Annotated in this window: 23 protein-coding genes; 16 read left to right on the top strand and 7 right to left on the bottom strand. The window is 74.2% G+C overall.

What is annotated here, in order from left to right; all coding sequences use genetic code 11:
- The first annotated feature begins 131 nt into the window (after positions 1–131).
- Both AC4BG9_RS15000 and AC4BG9_RS14995 read left to right on the top strand, forming a co-directional pair.
- Positions 132–1,040 carry an ABC transporter ATP-binding protein gene (locus tag AC4BG9_RS15000; RefSeq protein WP_490571920.1) on the top strand — a complete coding sequence of 303 codons (909 nt, stop codon included), beginning with the start codon at positions 132–134 and terminating at the stop codon, positions 1,038–1,040.
- Positions 1,037–2,206, top strand: coding sequence for an ABC transporter permease (locus AC4BG9_RS14995; protein ID WP_490571919.1), 1,170 nt, complete (start codon positions 1,037–1,039; stop codon positions 2,204–2,206). Before AC4BG9_RS15000 ends, AC4BG9_RS14995 begins: the two co-directional genes overlap by 4 nt.
- Before the next feature lie 51 nt (positions 2,207–2,257).
- Here the strand turns inward: AC4BG9_RS14995 and AC4BG9_RS14990 are convergent, their stop codons facing one another.
- A complete protein-coding gene (locus AC4BG9_RS14990) occupies positions 2,258–3,292 on the bottom strand; it encodes an LLM class flavin-dependent oxidoreductase (protein ID WP_490571918.1) in 1,035 nt (344 codons plus the stop codon).
- A gap of 151 nt (positions 3,293–3,443) precedes the next feature.
- Between AC4BG9_RS14990 and AC4BG9_RS14985 the strand changes: the two genes are divergently transcribed.
- Together AC4BG9_RS14985 and AC4BG9_RS14980 are read left to right on the top strand one after the other, a co-directional pair.
- Positions 3,444–3,698 (top strand): hypothetical protein, encoded by a 255-nt coding sequence (locus AC4BG9_RS14985; protein WP_490571917.1) that lies wholly within the window; start codon positions 3,444–3,446, stop codon positions 3,696–3,698.
- A gap of 19 nt (positions 3,699–3,717) precedes the next feature.
- A complete protein-coding gene (locus AC4BG9_RS14980; protein ID WP_490571916.1) occupies positions 3,718–4,272 on the top strand; it encodes a DsbA family protein in 555 nt (184 codons plus the stop codon).
- On the opposite strand, the gene AC4BG9_RS14975 is transcribed toward AC4BG9_RS14980, so the two are convergent.
- Complete coding sequence (locus AC4BG9_RS14975) at positions 4,269–4,907, bottom strand: TetR/AcrR family transcriptional regulator (RefSeq protein WP_490571915.1); 639 nt, start codon at positions 4,905–4,907, stop codon at positions 4,269–4,271. The genes AC4BG9_RS14980 and AC4BG9_RS14975 overlap by 4 nt on opposite strands.
- A gap of 56 nt (positions 4,908–4,963) precedes the next feature.
- Between AC4BG9_RS14975 and AC4BG9_RS14970 the strand changes: the two genes are divergently transcribed.
- Positions 4,964–6,628: an FAD-binding protein gene (locus AC4BG9_RS14970; RefSeq protein ID WP_490571914.1), complete on the top strand. Its 1,665-nt coding sequence runs from the start codon at positions 4,964–4,966 to the stop codon at positions 6,626–6,628.
- On the opposite strand, the gene AC4BG9_RS14965 is transcribed toward AC4BG9_RS14970, so the two are convergent.
- Positions 6,601–7,476: an NAD-dependent epimerase/dehydratase family protein gene (locus AC4BG9_RS14965; RefSeq protein WP_490571913.1), complete on the bottom strand. Its 876-nt coding sequence runs from the start codon at positions 7,474–7,476 to the stop codon at positions 6,601–6,603. The genes AC4BG9_RS14970 and AC4BG9_RS14965 overlap by 28 nt on opposite strands.
- A 97-nt stretch (positions 7,477–7,573) precedes the next feature.
- Between AC4BG9_RS14965 and AC4BG9_RS14960 the strand changes: the two genes are divergently transcribed.
- Together AC4BG9_RS14960 and AC4BG9_RS14955 are read left to right on the top strand one after the other, a co-directional pair.
- The gene (locus tag AC4BG9_RS14960) at positions 7,574–8,149 is read left to right on the top strand and encodes a GNAT family N-acetyltransferase (protein WP_490571912.1); all 576 of its coding nucleotides are present in this window, start codon (positions 7,574–7,576) and stop codon (positions 8,147–8,149) included.
- 33 nt (positions 8,150–8,182) lie between these two features.
- Entirely contained in the window at positions 8,183–8,599 is a 417-nt protein-coding gene (locus tag AC4BG9_RS14955) for a helix-turn-helix domain-containing protein (protein WP_490571911.1), read from the top strand.
- Here the strand turns inward: AC4BG9_RS14955 and AC4BG9_RS14950 are convergent.
- On the bottom strand, positions 8,581–9,054 hold the full coding sequence (locus AC4BG9_RS14950) for a GNAT family N-acetyltransferase (RefSeq protein WP_490572105.1): 474 nt from the start codon (positions 9,052–9,054) through the stop codon (positions 8,581–8,583). The genes AC4BG9_RS14955 and AC4BG9_RS14950 overlap by 19 nt on opposite strands.
- 64 nt (positions 9,055–9,118) lie before the next feature.
- Here AC4BG9_RS14950 and AC4BG9_RS14945 point away from each other — a divergent pair, with 64 nt between their 5' ends.
- Entirely contained in the window at positions 9,119–9,592 is a 474-nt protein-coding gene (locus AC4BG9_RS14945; RefSeq protein ID WP_490571910.1) for a hypothetical protein, read from the top strand.
- 26 nt (positions 9,593–9,618) lie between these two features.
- On the opposite strand, the gene AC4BG9_RS14940 is transcribed toward AC4BG9_RS14945, so the two are convergent.
- Together AC4BG9_RS14940 and AC4BG9_RS14935 are read right to left on the bottom strand one after the other, a co-directional pair.
- Positions 9,619–11,325 carry an alpha/beta-hydrolase family protein gene (locus AC4BG9_RS14940; protein ID WP_490571909.1) on the bottom strand — a complete coding sequence of 569 codons (1,707 nt, stop codon included), beginning with the start codon at positions 11,323–11,325 and terminating at the stop codon, positions 9,619–9,621.
- A gap of 34 nt (positions 11,326–11,359) precedes the next feature.
- Positions 11,360–11,884 (bottom strand): acyl-CoA thioesterase, encoded by a 525-nt coding sequence (locus tag AC4BG9_RS14935; protein WP_489965564.1) that lies wholly within the window; start codon positions 11,882–11,884, stop codon positions 11,360–11,362.
- A 129-nt stretch (positions 11,885–12,013) separates the two neighbouring features.
- Here AC4BG9_RS14935 and AC4BG9_RS14930 point away from each other — a divergent pair, with 129 nt between their 5' ends.
- From AC4BG9_RS14930 to AC4BG9_RS14920, 3 genes are all read left to right on the top strand, one after another.
- Positions 12,014–12,376, top strand: coding sequence for a YciI family protein (locus tag AC4BG9_RS14930; protein ID WP_490571908.1), 363 nt, complete (start codon positions 12,014–12,016; stop codon positions 12,374–12,376).
- Positions 12,377–12,385: 9 nt separating this feature from the next.
- Positions 12,386–13,654, top strand: coding sequence for an RNA polymerase sigma factor (locus tag AC4BG9_RS14925; RefSeq protein ID WP_490571907.1), 1,269 nt, complete (start codon positions 12,386–12,388; stop codon positions 13,652–13,654).
- A gap of 84 nt (positions 13,655–13,738) precedes the next feature.
- The gene (locus AC4BG9_RS14920; RefSeq protein ID WP_490571906.1) at positions 13,739–14,347 is read left to right on the top strand and encodes a GNAT family N-acetyltransferase; all 609 of its coding nucleotides are present in this window, start codon (positions 13,739–13,741) and stop codon (positions 14,345–14,347) included.
- Here AC4BG9_RS14920 and AC4BG9_RS14915 read toward each other — a convergent pair.
- A complete protein-coding gene (locus AC4BG9_RS14915) occupies positions 14,344–14,499 on the bottom strand; it encodes a hypothetical protein (RefSeq protein WP_490571905.1) in 156 nt (51 codons plus the stop codon). The genes AC4BG9_RS14920 and AC4BG9_RS14915 overlap by 4 nt on opposite strands.
- Positions 14,500–15,141: 642 nt before the next feature.
- Between AC4BG9_RS14915 and AC4BG9_RS14910 the strand changes: the two genes are divergently transcribed.
- From AC4BG9_RS14910 to AC4BG9_RS14890, 5 genes are all read left to right on the top strand, one after another.
- Positions 15,142–15,762, top strand: coding sequence for an ABC transporter ATP-binding protein (locus AC4BG9_RS14910; RefSeq protein WP_490571904.1), 621 nt, complete (start codon positions 15,142–15,144; stop codon positions 15,760–15,762).
- Positions 15,759–17,264, top strand: coding sequence for a DUF6297 family protein (locus AC4BG9_RS14905; RefSeq protein ID WP_490571903.1), 1,506 nt, complete (start codon positions 15,759–15,761; stop codon positions 17,262–17,264). The genes AC4BG9_RS14910 and AC4BG9_RS14905 overlap by 4 nt, the downstream gene beginning before the upstream one ends.
- Before the next feature lie 19 nt (positions 17,265–17,283).
- Positions 17,284–18,669, top strand: a complete 1,386-nt coding sequence (locus AC4BG9_RS14900; RefSeq protein ID WP_490571902.1) for a cytochrome P450 — start codon at positions 17,284–17,286, stop codon at positions 18,667–18,669.
- 158 nt (positions 18,670–18,827) lie between these two features.
- Positions 18,828–19,616 carry an MBL fold metallo-hydrolase gene (locus AC4BG9_RS14895; protein WP_490571901.1) on the top strand — a complete coding sequence of 263 codons (789 nt, stop codon included), beginning with the start codon at positions 18,828–18,830 and terminating at the stop codon, positions 19,614–19,616.
- Positions 19,617–19,719: 103 nt separating this feature from the next.
- On the top strand, positions 19,720–20,961 hold the full coding sequence (locus AC4BG9_RS14890) for an EAL and HDOD domain-containing protein (protein ID WP_490571900.1): 1,242 nt from the start codon (positions 19,720–19,722) through the stop codon (positions 20,959–20,961).
- Positions 20,962–21,039 lie beyond the last annotated feature (78 nt).

The following is a 21,039-nucleotide window of genomic DNA, read 5'->3' as shown; positions in this document are numbered from 1 at the left end:
CCTGCCTGACTTCATCCCCGTCGGGCGCCTCGCCCCGCCGGGAGCGCGTCCCGGCCGTGGCACGCGGGGTGGCACCCGGTCCCCGGCACCCGGCACCCGGCACCCGTGCGGAACCTGCTTGGCTGTCGGCCGTGCCCACACTCGAGATCGACCGTCTCTCCAAGTCCTACGGCGAGGTGGTGGCCCTGCAGGAGACGACGTTCGACGTCACGGCGGGCGAGATCTTCGGCTTCGTCGGGTCCAACGGTGCCGGCAAGTCGACCACCATGCGGATCATCCTCGGCGTCCTCGCCGCCGACTCCGGCGCCGTCCGTTGGGACGGGGAGCCCGTGGGGGAGGAGCACCGTCGCCGGATCGGCTACATGCCCGAGGAGCGCGGCCTCTACCCCCGGATGAAGGTGGGTGACCAGCTCGTCCACCTCGCTCGGCTGCACGGCATGTCCCGCGGCGACGCACAGGCGTCGATGGTGCGCTGGACCGAGCGCCTCGGTGTCGGCGGCCGGGTCGGCGACGAGGTGCAGAAGCTCTCCCTCGGCAACCAGCAGCGGGTCCAGCTCGCCGCCGCGCTCACCCACGACCCCGAGGCACTGGTCCTCGACGAGCCCTTCTCCGGGCTCGACCCGGTCGCGGTCGACGTGATGAGCGGCGTGCTGCGCGAGCGGGCCGCCGCCGGGGTGCCGGTGCTCTTCTCCTCCCACCAGCTTGACCTCGTGGAGCGGCTCTGCGACCGCGTCGGCATCATCCGGGACGGCCGGATGGTGGCGGTGGGTCGCGTCGACGAGCTCGCCCGGCACGAGGCTCCCCGCTGGGTGGTCGAGGGTCCACCCGCCGACGCCTGGACCGGCACGCTGCCCGACACCGTCCCCGGGAGCCGGGTCGTGGCTCGCGAGGGCGCCCGCACGGTCGTCGAGCTCCCCGACCCGCCGAGCGGCGCCGAGCAGCGGCTGCTCCGGGCCGCGCTGGCCGCCGGGCCGGTGACCGAGTTCGCCCAGGCCCGGCCCACCCTCGTCGACCTCTACCGCGACGTGGTGTCCTCGTGAGGTCGCGGAACGTCGTCGCGCTGGTCGCCGGACGGGAGATCCGGACCAAGGCCGGCTCCCGGACCTTCGTCCTCACCACGCTGGCGCTCGTCGCGACGATCGTCCTGGGCAGCGCGCTCGCGGCCTGGCTGGCCTCGCCGAGCGCCGAGCGCGTCGCCGTCGTCCCCGGCTCCGCCGTGCTCGGTGGCACGCTGCAGTCGCTCGCGGCCGCGGGTGAGACCGAGGTCGAGCTGGTGGAGGTCGCCGACCGGGAGGCCGCCGAGCGGCTCGTCGCAGCAGGCGACGCCGACCTGGCGCTGCTGCCGGACCTCGTCGTGCTGGTCGACAAGGACGTGCCCGGCTCGCTCTCGCCCCTGCTCAGCGCCATGGCCCAGCAGGAGGCGCTCGCCGACGAGGTCGGCGCGCTCGGTGGCGACCCGGCGTCGGTCAGCCGAGCCCTGGCCGAGGCGGCGCCCACCGTCGAGCGCCTGGACGGCGAGGAGCGGGACGGCGCCCAGGTCTTCGCCGGCCTGGCCGCCGGGATCCTGATCTTCGTCGCCGTGATGAGCTCCGGGCAGATGGTCGCCCAGGGGGTGGTCGAGGAGAAGTCGAGCCGGGTGGTGGAGCTGCTGCTGGCGACGGTGCGCCCGTGGCAGCTGCTCGCCGGGAAGGTGCTCGGCATCGGCGTGGTCGGGCTGATCCAGGTGGTCTGCGTGCTCGCGGCGGCGGTGGTCTCGGCGGTGGCCTTCGACCTCTTCGACGCCAGCTCCCTCGACCTGGGTGCGACCGCCCTGTGGACCCTGGTCTGGTTCGTCCTGGGCTACGCCACCTACGCGATCGTGCTGGCGGGCCTCGCGGCCCTCGTCTCCCGGCAGGAGGACGTCTCCCAGGTCATCTCGCCCGTCGTCATGCTGATGATGGTGCCCTACGTGCTCGCCGTCAGCGTCGTGCCGTGGGACCCCGGCAACCAGCTGGTCGTCGTGCTGTCGCAGCTGCCCTTCTGCGCCCCGCTGATGATGCCGGTCCGGACCGCGCTGGGCGGCGTGGAGACCTGGGAGGTGGCCCTGTCGCTGGGTCTCTCCGTCGCGATCCTTCCCGTCCTGGTGTGGCTGGCCGGGCGCCTCTACGCCCGGGGTGTCCTGCAGACCGGGGCGCGCGTGCGACTGCTGGCGGCGCTCCGCTCCTGAGCCGGCGCCGGGGTCGCAGCCGGGGTCGCAGCCGGGGTCCGGCGCCCGCGCTCAGCGCCAGCCCAGCGCCGGCGCGACGTGGGTGAGCAGGCTCTCCAGCACGTGGGCGTTGTAGTCGACGCCGAGCTGGTTGGGCACGGTGAGCAGCAGGGTGTCGGCCGCGGCGATCGCCTCGTCCTCGGCGAGCTGCTCGACCAGCACGTCGGGCTCGGCGGCGTAGGTCTTGCCGAAGCGGGCGCGGCCGCCGTCGATGTTGCCGACCTGGTCCTGGCCGGTGCCCTCGTGGCCGAAGTACGCCCGGTCGGTGTCGTTGACCAGCGGGAAGATGCTGCGGCTCACCGAGACCCGCGGCTCGTGCGCGTGGCCGGCCTTGGCCCAGGCGTCGCGGAACCGCTGGATCTGCTCGGCCTGCAGCTGGTGGAACGGGACGCCGGTGTCCTCGGTGAGCAGCGTCGAGCTCATCAGGTTCATCCCCTTCTCCGCCGCCCACTCGGCGGTGGCCCGCGACCCGGCGCCCCACCAGATGCGCTCGCGCAGGCCGGGCGAGTGCGGCTCGATCCGCAGCAGCCCCGGCGGGTTGGGGAACATCGGCCGCGGGTGGGGCTCGGCGAACCCCTCGCCCTTGAGGATCTCCAGCAGCACCTCGGTGTGCTGGCGCGCCATCTGCGCCGGGTCGCCCGCCTGCCCGTCCGGGCCCGGCGCGGGCTGGAAGCCGAAGTAGCGCCACCCGTCGACGACCTGCTCCGGTGATCCCCGGCTGATGCCGAGCTGCAGCCGGCCGCCGGAGATCAGGTCGGCGGCCCCGGCGTCCTCGGCCATGTAGAGGGGGTTCTCGTAGCGCATGTCGATCACGCCGGTGCCGATCTCGATCCGGCTGGTCCGGGCGCCGACGGCGGCCAGCAGCGGGAACGGCGAGGCGAGCTGCCGGGCGAAGTGGTGCACCCGGAAGTAGGCCCCGTCGGCGCCGAGCTCCTCGGCGGCCACCGCGAGGTCGATCGACTGGAGCAGCGTGTCGGCCGCCGACCTGGTCTGCGACTGCGGGGACGGCGTCCAGTGGCCGAACGAGAGGAATCCGATCTTCTTCATGCCCCCCACAACAGCGCCGGGCCCCGAACCCTTCCGCGTGACCGGGCCCACGCCCCCGGAGTCGCGATGCCCAATTGTGTCGATGACTGGCCCGCTTCCCTTTGCCAGGCTCTGGGCGGCGGGACAACCGGTGTCCGAGGAAGCGAGGGTCATGGTGGCTCGGGCACAGCTGGCCGTCCTCGCGTGTGCCGGTCTGCTCATCGGCGGTCACGACCAGCTCGGTCCGGCCGTGGCGCAGACCGAGCTGGCACCCGTGGTGCGGTGCTGGGAGGAGGGCTCGGCCGACGTCCGGCTGCGGCTGGGCCAGCTGGAGCGGCTGCGCACCGGTGTGGGCGACCCGGCGCTCTTCGAGCACAGCGCCTTCACCCCCCAGGTCGCCCCGGCGTGGCTCTCCTGCTTCCGGTGAGGGGCGTACCCTGGAGGCCGTGATCATCGACATCTGGGCCGATCTGGCCCACCTCGACAGCTACCTCGCGAAGGTCGCCCTGGAGTCGGCGCTGGCCGAGTGGGAGCACCGCGACGAGGTGGAGGTCGTCTGGCACGCCTACCAGGTGGAGCGCCCCTCGACCTACGACGCGCACCGCCTGGTGCACCTCGCCGACAGCCAGGGTCGCGCCGGGGCGCTGCGCGAGCTGATGATGAAGGCGTTCGTCACCGAGGAGGAGTCCCCCACCGACCGCGCGGTGCTGCTGCGGCTGGCCACCGAGGCCGGGCTGGCGGCCGGCGAGGTCGAGGAGCTGCTCGGCTCCGACGACCACGGGTACGACGTCCGCGTCGACGAGGCGACCGCCGCCCAGATCGGCTTCGAGTCCGCGCCCTACCTGGTCATCGACCGCAAGTACGGCGTCGGCGGCCCGCAGCCCAGCGCGGTCTACGTCTCCGCCCTGGAGTTCGCCCGCGAGCACGCCGACGAGTCGCCCGAGGAGCGGGCCGCGTCGGTCTGCGGCGGGGCCTGCGGCTCCTGCGCCTGCGGGGCCTAGGCCCAGTCGCCCAGCAGTCGTCGGGCCCGCTCGACCCCCACCCGCGCGGCCGCGGCGTCCGGGGCGGTGACGACCACCCCGTAGAGCATCCGTACCGCCAGCAGCACGTCGTCGACACCCAGGTCGGCGGCGACCCCGCCGGCGGCTTGGGAGGTGGTGAGCGCGCGTTCCACCATCCGGCGCAGGCGCTGGTCGCCGTCGTACGTCGCGAGCGTGCGCCGGGCGTCGACCACCATCTCGACGAAGGCGGCGGAGCCGACGATCAGCTCGACCAGGGTGCTCAGCAGTCGCGCGAAGACCTGCGAGTCGATGCCCCCGGCCACCTCCTCGAGCTCGGCGAAGTTCTCCTCGAAGACCGCGAAGGCGAGGTCGTGCCGGGCCGGGAAGTGCCGGTAGAGCACGCCCTGCCCGACACCCGCCTCCCGGGCGATCGTGCTGAGCGGCACGTGGTAGCCGCGCTCGGCGAAGAGCCGGCGCGCGGCGCTCAGGATGGCCGCGCGGTTCTGCCCGGCGGCGGCCGGGCCGCGGTTGTGCTCGCCCGGGCGAGAGGCGGTCCTCGCGGGTCGTCGGGTGTCGCGCGCGGGGAGTCGCGCGGCGGGCGGGTCGCCCTTGTCTTCGCGGGGTCCGGGGGGCATGCTGGCAGTCTACGAACCGGACAACATTGTCCGGTTGGTTTGACGAGGAGAACGAGATGACCAGCACCAGCACGTTCGACCACACCTACGACGTCGTCGTGGTCGGGACCGGCGCCGCCGGGTTCGCGACCGCGCTGGCCGCCACCGACGAGGGCCTGAGCGTCCTGATGGTGGAGAGCACCGCCAAGTGGGGCGGCAACACCGCCATGTCCGGCGGCGGCATGTGGATGCCGAACAACCCGCTGATGCGTCGCGACGGCGTGGGCGACTCCCGCGAGGAGGCGCTGGCCTACCTCGACGCCACCGTGGGCGAGGAGGGGCTGGCCACCTCGCGGGCACGCAAGGAGGCCTTCGTCGACGGCATCGCCGACTTCGTCGAGACCGTCGAGAAGTACGGCGTCGAGCTGGTCCGGGCGCCCGACTACGCCGACTACTACCCCGAGCTGCCGGGCGGCAAGATCGGCCGCGGCCTCGAGGTCAAGCCCTTCGACCTCAAGCAGATCGGCGACTGGTGGAAGACCTGCCAGGCCCCCGCCGGCCTGCCGGTCAAGACCGACGACGTCTGGCTGCTGGGCCGCTCCTGGGTGACCGCCTCGGGCGCCGCGCGCGGCGCCCAGCTCGTCGGCCGCGCCCTGGGCGGCGTGGTGCGCGGCAAGAAGCTCGCCGGCATCGGCGCCGGTTTCACCGCGGCGCTGCTCGACGTCGTGGTCCAGCGCAACGGCGCGGAGCTGTGGCTCGAGGCCCCGCTCGAGGAGCTGGTCGTCGAGGGCGACCGCGTCGTCGGCGTCCGGGTGACCCGTGGTGGCCGAACGGTCACCGTCGGGGCCACGCGCGGCGTGATGCTGGCCGCGGGCGGCTTCGACCACAACAAGGAGATGCGGCGCAAGCACCACGGCATCGACGGCTCGCCGTCGGGTGCGCCCGGCAACCTCGGCGCGCCGATCGACATCGCCGCCCGGGCGGGCGCCGCGCTCGAGCTGATGGACGACGCCTGGTGGGGCGCCTCGATCGCGCCGGTCGAGGGTGGTGAGCCGTCCTTCATCGTGAGCGAGCGGTCGTTCCCCTACTCGCTCATGGTCGACTCCGCCGGCGACCGGTTCGCCAACGAGTCCGAGTCCTACGTCGACCTCGGCCACGCCATGCTCGAGCACGACAAGGACGGGCCGTACTGGATGATCGCCGACGTCCGGCACGCCCGCCGCTACCTGCGCACCTACGCGATGGACCCCCGGAAGAACAAGGCGATGGTCGAGGCCGGGATCATGGTCAAGGCCGACACCCTGGACGAGCTCGCCGGCAAGCTGGGCATCGACCCCGCCCGGCTCGGGTCCACGGTGGCGCGGTTCAACGGCTTCGCCCGCTGCGGTGTCGACGGCGACTTCGGCCGCGGCAACTCGGCGTACGACCGCTACTACGGCGACCCGACGGTGCGCCCCAACCCGTGCCTGGGGCCGCTGGAGAAGGGTCCGTTCACCGCGTTCAAGGTGGTCATCGGCGACCTCGGCACCAAGGGCGGTGTCGTCACCGACACCGAGGGCCGGGCGCTGCGCGCCGACGGCTCGGTGATCGAGGGGCTCTACTCCGCGGGCAACAACTCCGCGTCGGTGATGGGGCGGACCTACCCCGGTCCCGGCTCGACCATCGGCCCGGCCGTCGTCTTCGGCATGCGCGCCGGACGGGACATGGCCAAGGCTCAGGTGCCGGTTCCCGCCGCCGGGTAGTCGCGGTAGCCGTCCCGGTAGCTCGGGTAGGCCGGCTCCCAGCCGGTCGCCCGGAGCCGGGCGTTGGAGAGGCGCTTGCCGTGCCGGTGGGGGGCCGACGGCCTCGGCGGGCGGGGGGCGCCGAGCCGCTGGGCGAGGAAGGCCGCGACCTCGCCGAGCACGGCCGGCTCGTCGTCGGTGCCGACGTAGAGCGGCTCCGGCTCGCTCTCCAGAGCGAGCAGGTGGACCACCGCCGCCGCGGCGTCGTCGCGGTGCAGGCGGTTGGTCCACCGGTCGGGGTCGGTGACCTTCCCCGAGAGCACCTGTTCGGCGAACCGGCTCGGCCCCCGTCCGTAGAGGCCGGAGAGCCGGAGCACGGTGCCGTGCGGCACCCGCTCGAGGAAGAGCTGCTCGGCCTCCAGCAGCATCCGGCCCGGGCCGTCCGCGGGACGGGCGGGGGTCGACTCGTCGACCGGCTCGCCCTCGGCGACCACCCCGTAGACCGAGGTGGAGGAGACCAGGACCGCCCGGCGCGGCACCGCCCCGACCGCCTCGATTCCGTCGAGCGCGAAGCCCAGCCCCTCGACGTACGTCGCCCGGTAGGCCTCCTCGGTGCGCGGCCGGGCGGTGAGCGCGACGACGAGCTGCTCGAGGTCCATCGGGGGCAGGGCCGGCCGGCCCACGGTGAGGTCGGCGTGGATCCCCTCCAGCGGCGGCGGGACGAGCTCGGCGCGCCGCCGCAGCGCCAGCACGCGCTGCCCCCGGGCGGCCAGCCGCAGCCCGATGGCGGTGCCCAGGTCGCCGCAGCCCACCAGCAGGGCGTCGGCGCCGGTGGCCGGGGATCCGGTCCGGCTGGGCTCGGAAGGCATGGCGCCACGGTACGTCGGGCGGTCACGCCCGCCCGGGCCTGCTCGCCGCTAACGTGGCAGGCAGGACCCGAGAAGCAGGAGCGGGAGGGGAGGAACCATGGCGATCGAGGTGAGGCCCGCGACCCTGAGCCGGTTCGACGACGTGGCCACCATGCTCGGGCCCAAGAAGCCGGGTTCGAACGTCTGCTGGTGCCTGAGCCACCGGATCGACTCCAGGACCAACCGCGAGCTCGGCGGGACGGCGCGCCGCGACGCGATGCGCGACCTCTGCGCCCGCAAGGTCGCCCCGGGCGTGCTCGCCTACGACGGGGACGAGGTGGTCGGCTGGGCGGCGGTGGCGCCGCGCGCGGAGCTCCCGGTGGCCCGGTCGACCAGGATCCGGCCGGTCGACGACCTGCCGGTCTGGTCGGTGATCTGCCTCCGGGTCCGGCCGGGACACCGCGGCCAGGGCATCTCCCACTCCCTGCTCGCCGGTGCCGTCGCGTACGCCGCCGCCCAGGGCGCCCCCGCGGTGGAGGGCTACCCGGTGGACAACGACGGGCAGAAGGTCGACCTGACGATGGCCTTCGTGGGCACCCGCAAGCTCTTCGAGGACGGCGGGTTCACCCTGGCCGCGCGCACCGACGCGGTGGCGGGCGGTTTCCCGCGCGTGGTGATGCGCCGCCCGACCTGAGCCGCGGAGCCCGCCCCCCCGGTGCTGGCGGCGATGACCGGGCCGGGCACGCCCGAGGAGCGGCGTACGTCGGCGGTGGCGGCGTACGGCGACTGGCTCCTCGACACCGCGCCCCCGCCGGACGACCAGGCGCTGACGGCCAACGCGATGGCCGACGTGATCGACTCCGATCCCGAGGTGCTGCGGGTGGAGCACGTCGCCGAGCGCCTGGGTGTCTCGCCCCGCACGGTGCAGCGCCTCGCCCGCCGGTACGTCGGGATCCCACCCGCCGCGATGAACCGTCGCCGCCGCCTGCAGGAGGCCGCCGAGCGGGTGCGCGACGACCCGTCGGTCGAGCTCGCCACGGTGGCGGCGGAGCTGGGGTACGCCGACCACGCGCACCTGACGGCCGACTTCCGGACCGTCCTGGGCTTCACCCCCAGCAGCTACCGTCACAGCTCGCGCAGGTAGCAGAGCATCCGGTAGTCGGTGCCCGGCTCGACGTTGACGAAGCCGTGGCGCTCGTAGAAGCGCCGGGTGTCGACGTCGACCTCGTCGACGTTGATGTGCACCTCCCCGGCGCCGTGCTCGTCGACGGCCTCGATCGCCCGCGTGAGGAGCGCCGTGCCGATCCCGTGGTCGCGCAGCCGGGGGCGCACGTAGAGCTCCTCGAGCTGGGCGAGGGGTCCGTCGTAGTAGGGCGTGGGGCGCAGGGTGAGCAGCGCGAAGCCCACCGGCTCCTGCCCACCGCCCTCGCCCTCGCCGAGGGCGAGCAGCAGGAAGACGTCCTCGCGGGCCAGCAGCGGCCGGAAGCGTTCGGCGAGGACGGCGGACGAGGGCGTCGGGGTCTCGAACTCGGTGTTGAAGTCGAAGAGGAGACGGCCCGCCACCTCGGCGTCGTGGGGGGTGCCGCGTCGTACCGTCACGTCCTGGGCTGCCACGACCACGACCCTTGCACGACCTGGCCCTGCGTGGAAGAACAGGTGTGAGATGACGTCCCCCCAGGAGCAGCCGATGGGCATCGAGATCCGTCCCGCCACGCTGGCGCGGTTCGACGACGTCGCCACCCTGCTCGGGCCCAGGCGTCCGGACGCCAGCGTCTGCTGGTGCCTGAGCCACCGCGTCGACTCGCGGACCAACCGCGAGCTGACCGGCCCGCTCCACCAAGATCCCCGCGATCGACGACCAGCCGGCGTGGTCGATCTTCTGCGTCCGCGTCCGGCCGGGGCGCCGTCGCCGCGGCATCTCCCACCACCTGGTCGCCGGCGCCTTCGACTACGCCGCCGACCACGGCGCCCCGTGGTCGAGGGCTACCCGGTCGACAACCGCGGCGAGCGGGTCGACCTCACGATGGCCTTCGTCGGCACCCGCAAGCTCTTCGAGGACGCCGGCTTCGAGCTGGTGGCGCCCACCGACGCGGTCGCCGGCGGCTTCCCGCGCCTGGTGATGCGGCGCTGGACCTGACCTGAGCTGGCTGGACCTGACCGGGCTCAGCGGGGTAGCCGCGCCAGCCGTTCCCGCAGCGCCGCCACCCGCTCCGGCTCCCACCCCGCCGGCTCCAGCATCGCCACCCAGGCGGTGAGCGGCTGGGTGCCGTACTTGTGGCCGAAGTCCTCTTCGAAGGCGGTGCTCACCGCCATGTCGACCGCGAGGTTGAGGAAGGTCGTCACCGGAGACCACTCCATCGCCGGGTTGACCGCCGGGTCCAGCGGCTCGGCCAGCCAGTCGGGCTCGTCGTAGGCGGTCTCCCAGTCCCACCAGACGATCGGGTCGTCGGCCTGCTGGAGGAAGACGGCGTGTGGCCGCCCGCTGACGTCGGAGTCGCGGTTGGCGAAGAGAACGCTCGTGCCGTCCCCGACCACCGGCCTGACCTGGGGCGAGCCGGCCCGGCGGGCCCGCTCGGCCTCGCGGCGCAGCGGCATGGTCTCCGGCGGGCCCACCCAGAGCGAGGCGGAGGTCCGGTCGACCAGGTCGTCGAGATCGGCGTAGGCCGCGCTGCCGCCGAACGAGCCGAGGCTCTCGCCCGCCACCAGCAACGCGGGGCGCTCCTGCGCCGGCTCCGCGTCGATCCGTTCCTGCACCGCCTCGACCAGTGCGCGCCCCGACTCCCGGGCCGCCCCGGCCTCGGTGAGGAAGGCGAGCGGGCTGGGCAGGTGCGAGTACTGCATCGAGACGGTGGCGACGTCGCCGCCGTAGAGGTGCTCGACCGGCTGGACGATCTGCTCGTTGACCCACCCCGTCCCGGTCGGCACCACCACCAGGACGGCCGCCCGGTCGAAGGCGCCGAACGTCTCGAGCTCGGCGAGGGCGAGGGCGGCGCGCTCGTCGGGGTCGTCGGTGGTGGCCCGGCCGACGTAGACGCGGACCGGCTCCACCGGCTCGACGCCCTCGGGGGCCAGCTCTGCGAGCTGGTCCAGCGTGGCGCCGCGGCGCAGGAAGCGGCGTCCCTCGTCGCCCACCTCCTCCCACGCCACCGCCGAGGCCGGGCCGGCGGAGCGGAGCAGCGAGGTGGGTGGCTCGGCGCCGCCGTCGATCTCGAGGTCGGAGAGGGTGAAGGCCTCGTTGAGCGCATCGAGGGTGCGTTGGTAGACCCAGGTGTTGAGGGCGGAGACCACCGCCCACAGCACCAGCACGGTGGCCAGCCCGGCCGCGATCCAGCGGGGGAGCAGGCGGTCGCCCAGGTTGGTGGCCCGCCGGCGCAGCCACCGCACCGGCCAGGCCAGACCGAGCAGCGCCACGGCGACCACGAGCGCCACGCCCACTGAGCCGCCGTAGAGCAGCGGGGCGCTGGCCGGCTCGTGGCCGAGCCGCTCCCAGGTCCACCGGTGGGCTTCCACCGCCCGGGCGCCGGACCACCCCACCCAGCCCAGCACCAGGACACCGAGGACCACGCGGAGCCGCAGGTCGGCTTGGGCAGAGAGCGGCCCCGGGCCGGCGGCGAGGCGGTCGCGCAGCAGGCGCACGCACCAGGTCAGGAGGGCGCCCACGGCGTAGCCGACGGTGAGAGCCACCCCGGAGACGACGCCCTGGAGCAGCCAGTCGCGCGCCAGCAGCGTCGGCTGCCACGACTCCACCAGCAGCAGCGCCCCGAGCAGGACGCCGAGCAGCCGCGGCCGCCGGACGAGCCGGGTGAGACGCCCCGCGGCCGGTGCGGGACCGGTGGCCGCCGGGGTGCCCTCGTCGCTGCTGGGGGGCATGGGCCGAGCGTAGTGCTCTTTCAGGCGCCCTGGCTCAAGCGCTCTGGCGGACCCCGAGCGCCCAGTCCTGCACCCACTGCGGCAGGGTCAGGTCGCGACCGGCGGGGACGCCGCCGATCGCCTCGACCACCTCGGCGGCCGGCACCGAGCCGTCGCGCTTCGACAGCACCCGGCACTGCACCACGGCCTGGGCGTACATCTCGCCCGCGACCAGGAACGTCTGGGTGAAGTACATCGCCTTCTCGTCGATGCCGAGGACCTCGGTGCGCAGCTCGAACCGCTGCCGGGGCTGGAGCGAGCGTCGGTAGCGGATCGTCTGCGCGGAGACCACGGCGTACCAGCCGCGCCGGCGGGTCGAGGCGAAGAAGCCCGAGCGCAGCATCAGGTCGACGCGGCCCAGGTCCATCAGGGCCAGGTACTTCGCGTTGTTCATGTGGCCGACCGTGTCGAGGTCGGTCGGCTGCACGCGGAAGGGGGAGGTCACGCCGTCCCAGAGGTCGACGCGTCTGCGGCGCCGCGAGGTGAGCAGCATCCTGAGCAGGCGGAAGTAGAGGTTCACGAGGGAGAAGTCTGCGGGCCGGCGAAAAGAACTTCGCCGGGGGGTGTCGCAAGCGACGGGTGCCGTTCGTGGAAGGGGTGAGGGCACGGCACTAGCGTCGTGCTGACGTCGAACGAGAAGGAGAATGTCATGGCCGAGTACCTGCTGTCCGTCTGGGGCGAGACCGAGCCCGCCGGCGACTACGGTCCGTATGCGAGCAAGGAGGAGATGGAGCAGGCCTTCGAGGAGACCGGGCGCTTCAACGAGAGCCTCCGCGAGCGCGGTCACTGGGTCTTCGCCGGCGGCCTCCAGCCCGCGCACACCGCCACCGTGGTCGACGGCACCAAGGACGACACGGTCACCACCGACGGCCCCTACCTGGAGTCCAAGGAGCTGATCGGCGGCTTCTGGGTGATCAACGCCGCCGACCTCGACGAGGCGCTCGCGCTGGCGGCGGAGGGCTCGAAGGCGTGCCGGGGCAAGGTCGAGGTCCGCCCCTTCCAGTCGGAGTGAGCGGGGCCGGTGAGCGAACGCGGCCCCGACCAGTCGGACGAGCGGGTGGGCGAGTACTCCGTGGGGCACCGGATCGAGGAGCTCCACCGCGAGGAGTTCGGCCGGATCGTGGCGGCCCTCGCCCACCGGTTCGGCGACCTGGGGCTGGCCGAGGAGGTCACCCAGGACGCCTTCGCCGAGGCGGTACGCCGCTGGCCCACCGACGGCCTGCCCCCGCATCCGCCCGGGTGGCTGGCCACCACCGCGCGCAACCGCGCGCTGGACCGCGTGCGCCGGGAGTCGACCCGGCAGGCCCGGCACCAGGAGGCCGCCATGCTGCACGACCCAGGCCGCTCCGAGGAGCCGCCGTCGTCGATCCCGGACGAGCGGCTCAGACTCGTGTTCACCTGCTGCCACCCGGCGCTGGCTCCGGCCACCCGGGTGGCCCTGACCCTGCGGCTTCTCGGCGGTCTGACCGTGCCGGAGATCGCCGCGGCGTTCCTGGTGGAGGAGCGGGCGATGGCGCAGCGGATCACCCGCGCCAAGCAGAAGATCGCCGCGGCGCGGATCCCCTACCGGGTGCCGGCCGACGCCGACCTGCCCGACCGGCTGGGCGGAGTGCTGGCGACCCTCTACCTGGTCTTCAACGAGGGCTACCTGCCGCGCCACGGGGCCCAGCCGGTGCGCACCGACCTGTGCGCGGAGGCGATCCGGCTGACCCGGGTGCTGAGGGGGCTGATGCCCGACGAGCCCGAGGTGATGGGGCTGCTGGCGTTGATGCTGCTCACCGAGGCGCGCCGACCGGCGCGGGTGGCCGACGGACGGCTGGTGCCGTTGGACGAGCAGGACCGGACCCGCTGGGACCGCGACCTGGTGGCAGAGGGGCATGCCCTGGTCCGCGAGTGCCTGCGCCGCAACCGCGCCGGGCTCAGCCGTCCCGGACACCACCAGCTGCACGCCGCGATCAACGCCGTGCACACCGACGCGGCGAGTGCCGCGGAGACCGACTGGTCGCAGGTGGTGGCGCTCTACGACCAGCTCTACGCGGTCACCCCGACGCCGGTGGTCGCGCTCAACCGGGCACTCGCGGTGGCCGAGCTGGAGGGGTCGGCCGCAGCGCTGCCGCTCGTCGAGGAGCTGGCCGGGCCGCTCGCGGCGTACCAGCCTCTCCACGTCGCCCGCGCCGACCTGCTGCGTCGTCTCGGGCGGCGCGAGGAAGCGCGGGTCGCCTACGACCTGGCGATCACGATGACCGACAACGAGGCCGAGAGGGAGTTCCTGCGGGACCGCGACAGGTGAACGGGCGGGTGGACGGGGCGGGTGGGCGCCTCGGGCGCGGAAAAACGGGTGGGGTGATGGCCGGCGACGACTAGCGTCCGATCCATGGAGCAGCACGAGCCCGGCACGCGCGGTGGTCAGGACGACCTCCGCCCGCGTGCGCCCGGCGGCCCGGACGTGGTGATCCGCGCCGAGGAGCCGGCCGACGTCCCCCGAGTCGCCACCGTCGTCGCCGACGCGTTCCGGAGCGCGCCCCACTCCGCCCCGCCGTCCTCGCCAGGCGGTCCGCCCGGCGAGGTGGACCTGCTGAGGCTGCTCCGCCGCGACGACGGATGGCTCCCCGCGCTCTCCCTGGTCGCTGAGTCCCAGGGTCAGGTCGTCGGCCACGTCGTCTGCACCCGCGCCCACGTGGACGCCGCACCGGCGCTGGGACTGGGCCCGGTCAGCGTCACGCCGGCGCTGCAGCGGCAGGGGATCGGGTCTGCCCTGGTCCGGGCCGTGCTGGCCCGCGCCGAGGAGGCGGGAGAGACCCTGGTGGCGCTGGTCGGCGACCCCGCCTACTACCGACGTTTCGGCTTCGTGCCCGCGAGCACGCTGGGCGTGGAGGCGCCCGACGCGGCATACGGGGACTTCTTCCAGGCGCTCGCGCTTGCGGGACGCGAGCATCCCCGCGGCCGGTTCCGCTATGCCGCAGCGTTCGACGCGTTCTCCTAGCGGGCGCGGAGCATCCGGACCATCCCGACGACCGGGGCGACGAGGACGACCACGATGCCGACGCCGGAGACCGCGAGCCCGGTGCTTTCGCTGCTCCCGGCGACGCCCGCCCCGGCGGCGGAGGTCGCGGCCAGCATGATTCCTGCGAACACGACCGACAACCCGATCCCGACCCACGCCATCATCCGTGAGGACTGCGCGTGCAGGACCGCGCGGTTCTCGTCGGTGACCTCCCGCGGGTAGTTGTGCCACTCCGGACGCCGGGCGAGGAGCGTCGTCCCCGCCAGCAGCCCGGCCCAGAGCGCGAGCAGGACCAGCAGCGACCACCGGGGCCCCAGTCGTCCGCCTCCCCGCCGACGCCGAAGTGCGTGGGCACCTCGCCCAGGTCGCCGTACCGCAGCAGCAGCAACACGCTGCCCGCGCCCAGCAGCAGCCAGGCGATCGCGTCGAGGGCTCCAGTTCGCGGACCGCGGGCCGGCTCGTCGTGGGTTGCGGTGGTCATGGGGCACGAGTGTGCCAGGCGGACGCACCCTCACCGCCGCCTGCGGAACCGGACGTCACCGTTCGGCATCCGGGTGGTCGTGTAGCCGGGATCGTGGGCTCGATGGTGGTGCCAGGAGCAGAGGAACTCCAGGTCGGCCAGGTCGGAGGTGCCGCTGGCGGCACCTCGGTCTGCCCAGGTCTCACACTCTGTACACCTGTTCGAAAAAAGTCTGCGAGGGGTCGAGAGGGCTGTTGTCCACAGGGCCGGACGCAGCGCCGGCACGCCCCCTTGACTGCCCTAGGCTTTCGGCATGCTGAGGGTGCGGGGGCTGACGAAGGAGTTCGGCGGACGGAAGGTGCTCGAGGGTGTCGACCTCGACGTAGCCGCGGGGGAGGTGGTGGCGCTGGTCGGACCCAACGGTGCCGGCAAGACCACCCTGATGCGCTGCCTGGTCGGGATCGAGGAGCCGGAGGACGGCGAGGTGCTGCTCGACGACCGACCGCTCGACACCCGCGAGGCGGACGTCCGCGGCGACGTGCTGGCGCTGCTCGACGACGGCGCGTGGTTCCCCGACCTCACCGTGCTCGAGCACCTCGACCTGCTCGCGCGCGCCGACAGCGTGGTCGATCCCACGGCCGCCGCCCGTGCCGCGCTGGTCGAGGTCGGCCTGACGGGCGTGGCCGACCAGGTCCCGGGCACGCTCAGCTCCGGACAGAAGCAGCGGCTCTCGTTGGCCGTCGCCCTGGTCCGCCCGTGGCGCCTGCTGCTGGTCGACGAGCCGGAGCAGCGGCTCGACACCGAGGGCCGCGCCTGGCTCGGCGCCTGGCTCGGCGAGCAGGCCGCGGAGGGCCGTTCGGTGCTGATGGCCTGCCACTCCGAGGACCTGGTGGTCGCCTCCGGGGCCCGCGTGGTCGCGGTCGACGCCGGATGATCGCCACGGGCGTGGCGCGCGACCGGGGAGGCGACGACGTCGCCGCGCGCGAGGTGGCGCGCGCCCTGGTGGTCGCCCGGTCCCGCGCCCGCGAGGCGGGCGAGCGGTTCACCGACCTCTACGCCTGGGTCTTCAGCACGGCGCTGATCACCGTCTGGATCCTCTCCTTCGCCCGCGAGACCTTCACCGGCCGCGTCTGCAGCGCCGGCGCGTGCGCGGTGCAGGAGCACCCGGCGTACGCCGCTCTCGCGGTCGTCTGCCTCGGCCTCGGCGGGCTGCTGCTCGCGCTCGGAGCGGTGGGCCCGGTCTCCGCGGAGCGGGCCAGCGCGCGCTGGTTGCTCACCACCACCGCGGACCGGGCGGTGCTGCTCCGGGGCCCCCTGGGTGCGGCCGTCGCCGGGTCAGCGTTCGGCGGCGTGGCCGTCGGGCTGCTCGCCGCGATGGCCGCGCAGGGCGGCGGTCTCGAGCCCGCCCCGCTCGCCGCGGGGGCTGCCCTCGGTGCCGTGGGTGGCGCCTTGGTCCCGCTCTCGCTCCTGCCGACCCAGACGGCGCAGCCGTGGGGCCGGGCTCCGGGCAGGCTTCCGGCCGGCCTCCTGGGCGGGGTGGGGCTGGTCCTGCTCAGCTGGGTGCTGCTCGGCGGAGCCGGGCTGCCGCGGAACCCCGGGCTCTCCACCGAGCGGGTGCTGGGCGCGACCTGGGTGCTCGCCGCCGTCCTCGCCGTGGCCCTGGTCGCGGGCCTCGTCGTCACCCTCCGCGCCGCCGGCCGCCTCGCCGAGCTCTCCGACGCCCAGCTGGCGCGCGGCCGCGAGGTGGTCGACGCGGTCGCGGACTCCGCCCTGATGCTCGACGCCTCCCCGCTCTCCGGGCTCCAGCGCCGCCGCTCCGACCGGCGTCGCGGCCGGCACCCGTCCCGCCCGCTGCGCGGCCGGGGCGGGGTGGCGTTCCTGGTCGCCGACGCCCGGCAGCTGCGCCGGCGGTGGCGCTCGGTCGCCGTCACCTTCCTGGCCGTGCCGCTGGTGCTGGTCGCGGGCGAGGGGTTCGGCTACGGCGCCGCGATCCTCGCCGCGACCGCCGTCGTCGCCTGGGCGGGGCGCCAGGCCGGGGCCGGCCTGCGCACCTGGCTCGGATCGCGCGGGCTGCGCCGTTCGGTGCGCCTCGCACCCCGGACGGTGACCCTGGCGCTCACCCTCGCGCCGACCCTGGCCAGCACGCTGGTCGCCGTCCCCGCCGTGCTGCTGGTGAACGGGCCCTGGTGGGGCGGCGTCCACCTGGCGGTCGCCGGGCTGGCCGCCACGATGCGCGCCGCCGACCCGGCGCCCGTCGAGCTCGGTGCGGTGATCAGCACGCCGGCGGGGGCGGTGCCGACGGGGCTGATCCACTCGCTCCTGCACGGCCCCGACCTGGCGCTCCTGCTCGGGCTGGCGCTCGTCCTGGTGGGGGAGCCGTACGTCGTCCTGGTGGCGCTGGCCGCCCTGGGACGACAGGTGGTCAAGGAGCGCTGATCGGGCCACACTGGCTGGCGTGTCGTCCACTACTGCGAAGCCGGCCTCCGCCCGGTCCGGGCCCGTCCGCGTCGTCTCCGCCCTGACCCGGAGGGTCCCCGCCGGCTTGCGCCCGACCCGGGCGATCCACTGGGGCGTCTCCGAGGGGCTGCCGCGGTTCGCGCTGCGCACCTCGGCTCGCCGCGGTGACCTGCAGGGCCGGTTGGTGGTCGCCACCAGCCAGCCCGACCCGGCTCTCGCGTGGCAGGTGATCGAGGACATCCGTGCCCGGGGCCCGCTCCCGGGGACGGCGTTCGGCCGGGTCACCGCCCGGCACGCGGTGGTCCGCGAGGTGCTCAGCAGCCCGGCGTTCGCCGCCGGCGTACCTGGCCCCGCGCAGCCCTGGCTGGTGCGGCTGCGGGACTGGTCGGCGCCCGAGAGCCTCCATCCCGTGCACCCGCCGTCGTTGCTGGTCACCGAGCCGCCGGACCACACCCGCTACCGCAAGCTGGTCACCCGGGTCTTCACCGCGCGAGCGGTCGAGCGGCTCCGGGAACGGACCGAGGAGATCGCCGCAGGGCTGCTCGACGACCTCGCGGCCCGCGCCGCCGACGGGCCGGTCGACCTCATCGAGGCCTACTGCGCGCCGCTGCCGGTGGCGGTGATCTGCGAGGTGCTCGGGGTGCCGGCCGACCAGCAGCGCAAGGTGCTGGAGATGGGCACCGCCGCCGCTTCGAGCCTCGACCTGGGCCTGCCCTGGGCGGAGTACAAGTCGGTCGACACGGCGCTGGCCCAGTTCGACGCCTGGCTGACAGAGCACCTGCGCCTGCTGCGGAGCCGGCCCGGTGACGACCTGATGAGCCAGCTGGTGCGGGCCCAGGACGACGGTGTGGGGCTGGACGAGCAGGAGCTGAAGGCGACCGCCGGGCTGGTGCTGGCCGCGGGCTTCGAGACCACGGTCAACCTGCTGGGCAACGCGGTGGTGCTGCTGCGGGAGGACCCCGACCAGCTCGCGCTGCTGCGCGAGGACCCGTCGTGGTGGACCAACGCGGTGGAGGAGGCGCTGCGGGTCGACCCGCCGGTGCTGCTCACCGCGCGCACCTGCCGGGAGGAGACGGTCGTGGCCGGGGTGCGGGTCGCCCCCGGCACGCTGGTCGCCACCGTGCTCGGCGGCGCCAACCGGGACCCCGACGTCTTCCCCGACCCGACCCGGTTCGACGTGAAACGTCCGAACGCGCGCGACCACCTCGCGTTCTCCGCAGGACGCCACCACTGCCTGGGCGCCTCGCTGGCCCGGATGGAGGGAGAGGTCGGGCTGCGGGCGCTCTTCGACCGGTTCCCGGACCTGCAGCTCGCGCCGGGCGCCGTACGTCGTCCCACGCGGATCCTCCGCGGCTACCACCGCCTGCCCGTCCAGCTGCGCTGAGCCGGTCGCCCCGGCGTACGGCGTGGGCGACCCCGGAGTCGCGCCCATCGGCCGACTCCTCGTACGAAACTTGCAGTTCTGCACCGTTGCAACGGTCAAGAACTGCCGGTTTCACCGGCGCCCCGGTGAAACCGCCAGGCCCCGGGTACACCCAGCGGGTGGACAACCTCACCTTCGTCGGCACGGCGACCACCCTCCTCCGGCTGGGGTCGTTCACGGTGCTGACCGACCCGAACTTCCTGCACCGGGGGCAGCGGGCCTACCTGGGCAAGGGGCTCTGGTCGAAGCGGCTCACCGAGCCGGCGATGCAGCCGGGCGACCTGCCGCCGCTGGACGCGATCGTGCTCTCGCACCTGCACGGCGACCACTTCGACCGGATCGCCCGACGCGAGCTCGTCCGGGACCAGCCGGTGATCACCACGAAGAAGGCGGCGGACAAGCTGCGGAGCTGGAAGTTCCAGGCCAGGGGGCTGGAGACCTGGCAGAGCGAGACGCTCACCAAGAGCGGCGAGCAGGGCGAGGAGACGCTGAGCGTCGAGGCGGTGCCGGGGATCCACGCCCGCGGGGTGATGGGCGCGCTGCTGCCGCCGGTGATGGGCAGCCTGCTCACCCACCGTATCGGTGGCGAGGTGCGCCGCCGGGTCTACCTGAGCGGCGACACCCTGACCGGCGACCACCTCGACGAGGTTGCGCGCCGGCACCCGGAGATCGACGTGGCCGTGGTCCACCTGGGCGGCACCCGCGTGCTCTTCCACACCGTGACCATGGACGACGTGCAAGGGGTCGACTTCCTCCGGCGGGTGCAGCCGAAGAGCGCGATCCCGGTGCACCACGACGACTACCGAGTGTTCCGCTCGCCGCTGTCGGACTTCACCCGGCGGGCCCGGGACGCGGGCTTCGGCGACCGGGTGCAGTCGGTCCAGCGCGGGGAGACCGTGCTGCTCTGACGGTCGCTCGGCACCCGCGCCGATTCTCCTGCGCGACCGCGAACGCCGACATACGATCTGCGGGCGGAACTCTCGGTGCCGCTCGACAGGAGACTGATCACAGATGACCGGCCTGATGGACGAGGCAGACGTGGCTGCGGGGATGATCGTGGGCCGGGTGCCCGTGGTGGACGCCGCCCGCGAGATCGTGGGCTTCGAGCTCGTCAACCGCGCGCCCGACCCTGCCGCCCACGCCCAGCTCGACGAGCGCGAGACCGTGGTTCGCGGGGCGAGCCTGCTCAGCTCGATCGACATCAACCTGTCGGCCATCGTCGGCCGGAGCCTGCTCTTCTGTGCGGTCGACCGGGCGGTCCTGGTCAGCGAGACCCGGCTGAGCCTGCCGCCGCGCCGCGTCGTCCTCGAGGTGCCGTCGGAAGTCGACGACGAGCTCCTGGCGGCGATCGAGTCCTACAAGCAGGCCGGTTTCACCATCCTGGTCGAGCACGCCGACTGGACCGAGCCGACCTCTGCGCTGCTGGCCCTGGCCGACCTGGTCAAGCTCGACGTCGGCGCCCTCGACCGGACCGCCGCCGAGGCGGCCGTCGCCGGCTACGCGGAGCAGCCGGTTCAGCTGGTGGCCGCCGGTTGCGACACCGAGCTCCAGCTCGCCTGGGCGCAGTCGGCCGGCTTCGCCATGTTCCTGGGGCGCGCGGTGCGGGTCTTCGAGGCGCCCAGCGAGGTGGCCGGTGCGCCGTTGCCGGTCACGCAGCTGCAGCTCGGGGTCGAGCTGCTCAGCCGCGACCTCGACCTCGACCGGATCGAGGACGTCCTGCGCGGCGACCCGGCCCTGGTCGCCCAGCTGCTGACCATGGCCTCGTCCGGTGCCGGTGGCGGCGTCCGCCGTCAGGTGCGCACCCTGCGCGAGGCCCTGGTGGTGCTGGGCACGGTCCGGCTGCGGCAGTGGGCGGCCCTGGTGATCCTGAGCCGGCACAGCCAGCGGCAGGGCGACGCGCTGGTCACGACCCTGGTCCGCGCCCGGATGTGTGAGCTGCTGGCCCGCAACCGGGGCATCGACGGCCCCTTCGCCTTCACCGCCGGACTCCTCTCGGCGCTGCACATCCTGCTGGGCGTGCCGGTCGCCGACGTCGAGGAGCAGATCAGCGTCGGCGAGGACCTGACCCAGGCCGCCTTCGCTCGCGAGGGTGCGGTGGGTGCCCTGATCGACCGGGTCGAGGAGCACGAGCAGGCGCTCGACACCGGTGGCCGGGTGGCCGCCGACCACGACGAGGTCACCCTGATCGGCGCCATGTCGTTCGCGTGGGCCGCCAGCTACGCCGACGCGATGGAGTCGGCGGCCCCGGCCTAGGTGTACCCGGCCAGGACGTTGGTATCGGCGAGCCTGGCTGAACTAACGAGAACCTCCGGATGGGATGTGGCTTGTCGA

The sequence above is a fragment of the Nocardioides sp. Z40_12 genome (assembly GCF_058215795.1).
The sequence above is the reverse complement of the archived record's forward strand: the minus strand, read 5'-3'. Positions and strand labels throughout refer to the sequence as shown.

Excerpts from the sequence above, each read along its gene's own strand:
- AC4BG9_RS14990 (WP_490571918.1), bottom strand. The coding sequence starts at position 3,292 with ATGAAGAAGATCGGATTCCTCTCGTTCGGCCACTGGACGCCGTCCCCG.
- AC4BG9_RS14985 (WP_490571917.1), top strand. The coding sequence starts at position 3,444 with ATGGTGGCTCGGGCACAGCTGGCCGTCCTCGCGTGTGCCGGTCTGCTC.
- AC4BG9_RS14975 (WP_490571915.1), bottom strand. The coding sequence starts at position 4,907 with ATGCCCCCCGGACCCCGCGAAGACAAGGGCGACCCGCCCGCCGCGCGA.
- AC4BG9_RS14970 (WP_490571914.1), top strand. The coding sequence starts at position 4,964 with ATGACCAGCACCAGCACGTTCGACCACACCTACGACGTCGTCGTGGTC.
- AC4BG9_RS14965 (WP_490571913.1), bottom strand. The coding sequence starts at position 7,476 with ATGCCTTCCGAGCCCAGCCGGACCGGATCCCCGGCCACCGGCGCCGAC.
- AC4BG9_RS14960 (WP_490571912.1), top strand. The coding sequence starts at position 7,574 with ATGGCGATCGAGGTGAGGCCCGCGACCCTGAGCCGGTTCGACGACGTG.
- AC4BG9_RS14955 (WP_490571911.1), top strand. The coding sequence starts at position 8,183 with ATGACCGGGCCGGGCACGCCCGAGGAGCGGCGTACGTCGGCGGTGGCG.
- AC4BG9_RS14945 (WP_490571910.1), top strand. The coding sequence starts at position 9,119 with ATGACGTCCCCCCAGGAGCAGCCGATGGGCATCGAGATCCGTCCCGCC.
- AC4BG9_RS14940 (WP_490571909.1), bottom strand. The coding sequence starts at position 11,325 with ATGCCCCCCAGCAGCGACGAGGGCACCCCGGCGGCCACCGGTCCCGCA.
- AC4BG9_RS14930 (WP_490571908.1), top strand. The coding sequence starts at position 12,014 with ATGGCCGAGTACCTGCTGTCCGTCTGGGGCGAGACCGAGCCCGCCGGC.
- AC4BG9_RS14920 (WP_490571906.1), top strand. The coding sequence starts at position 13,739 with ATGGAGCAGCACGAGCCCGGCACGCGCGGTGGTCAGGACGACCTCCGC.
- AC4BG9_RS14910 (WP_490571904.1), top strand. The coding sequence starts at position 15,142 with ATGCTGAGGGTGCGGGGGCTGACGAAGGAGTTCGGCGGACGGAAGGTG.
- AC4BG9_RS14905 (WP_490571903.1), top strand. The coding sequence starts at position 15,759 with ATGATCGCCACGGGCGTGGCGCGCGACCGGGGAGGCGACGACGTCGCC.
- AC4BG9_RS14890 (WP_490571900.1), top strand. The coding sequence starts at position 19,720 with ATGACCGGCCTGATGGACGAGGCAGACGTGGCTGCGGGGATGATCGTG.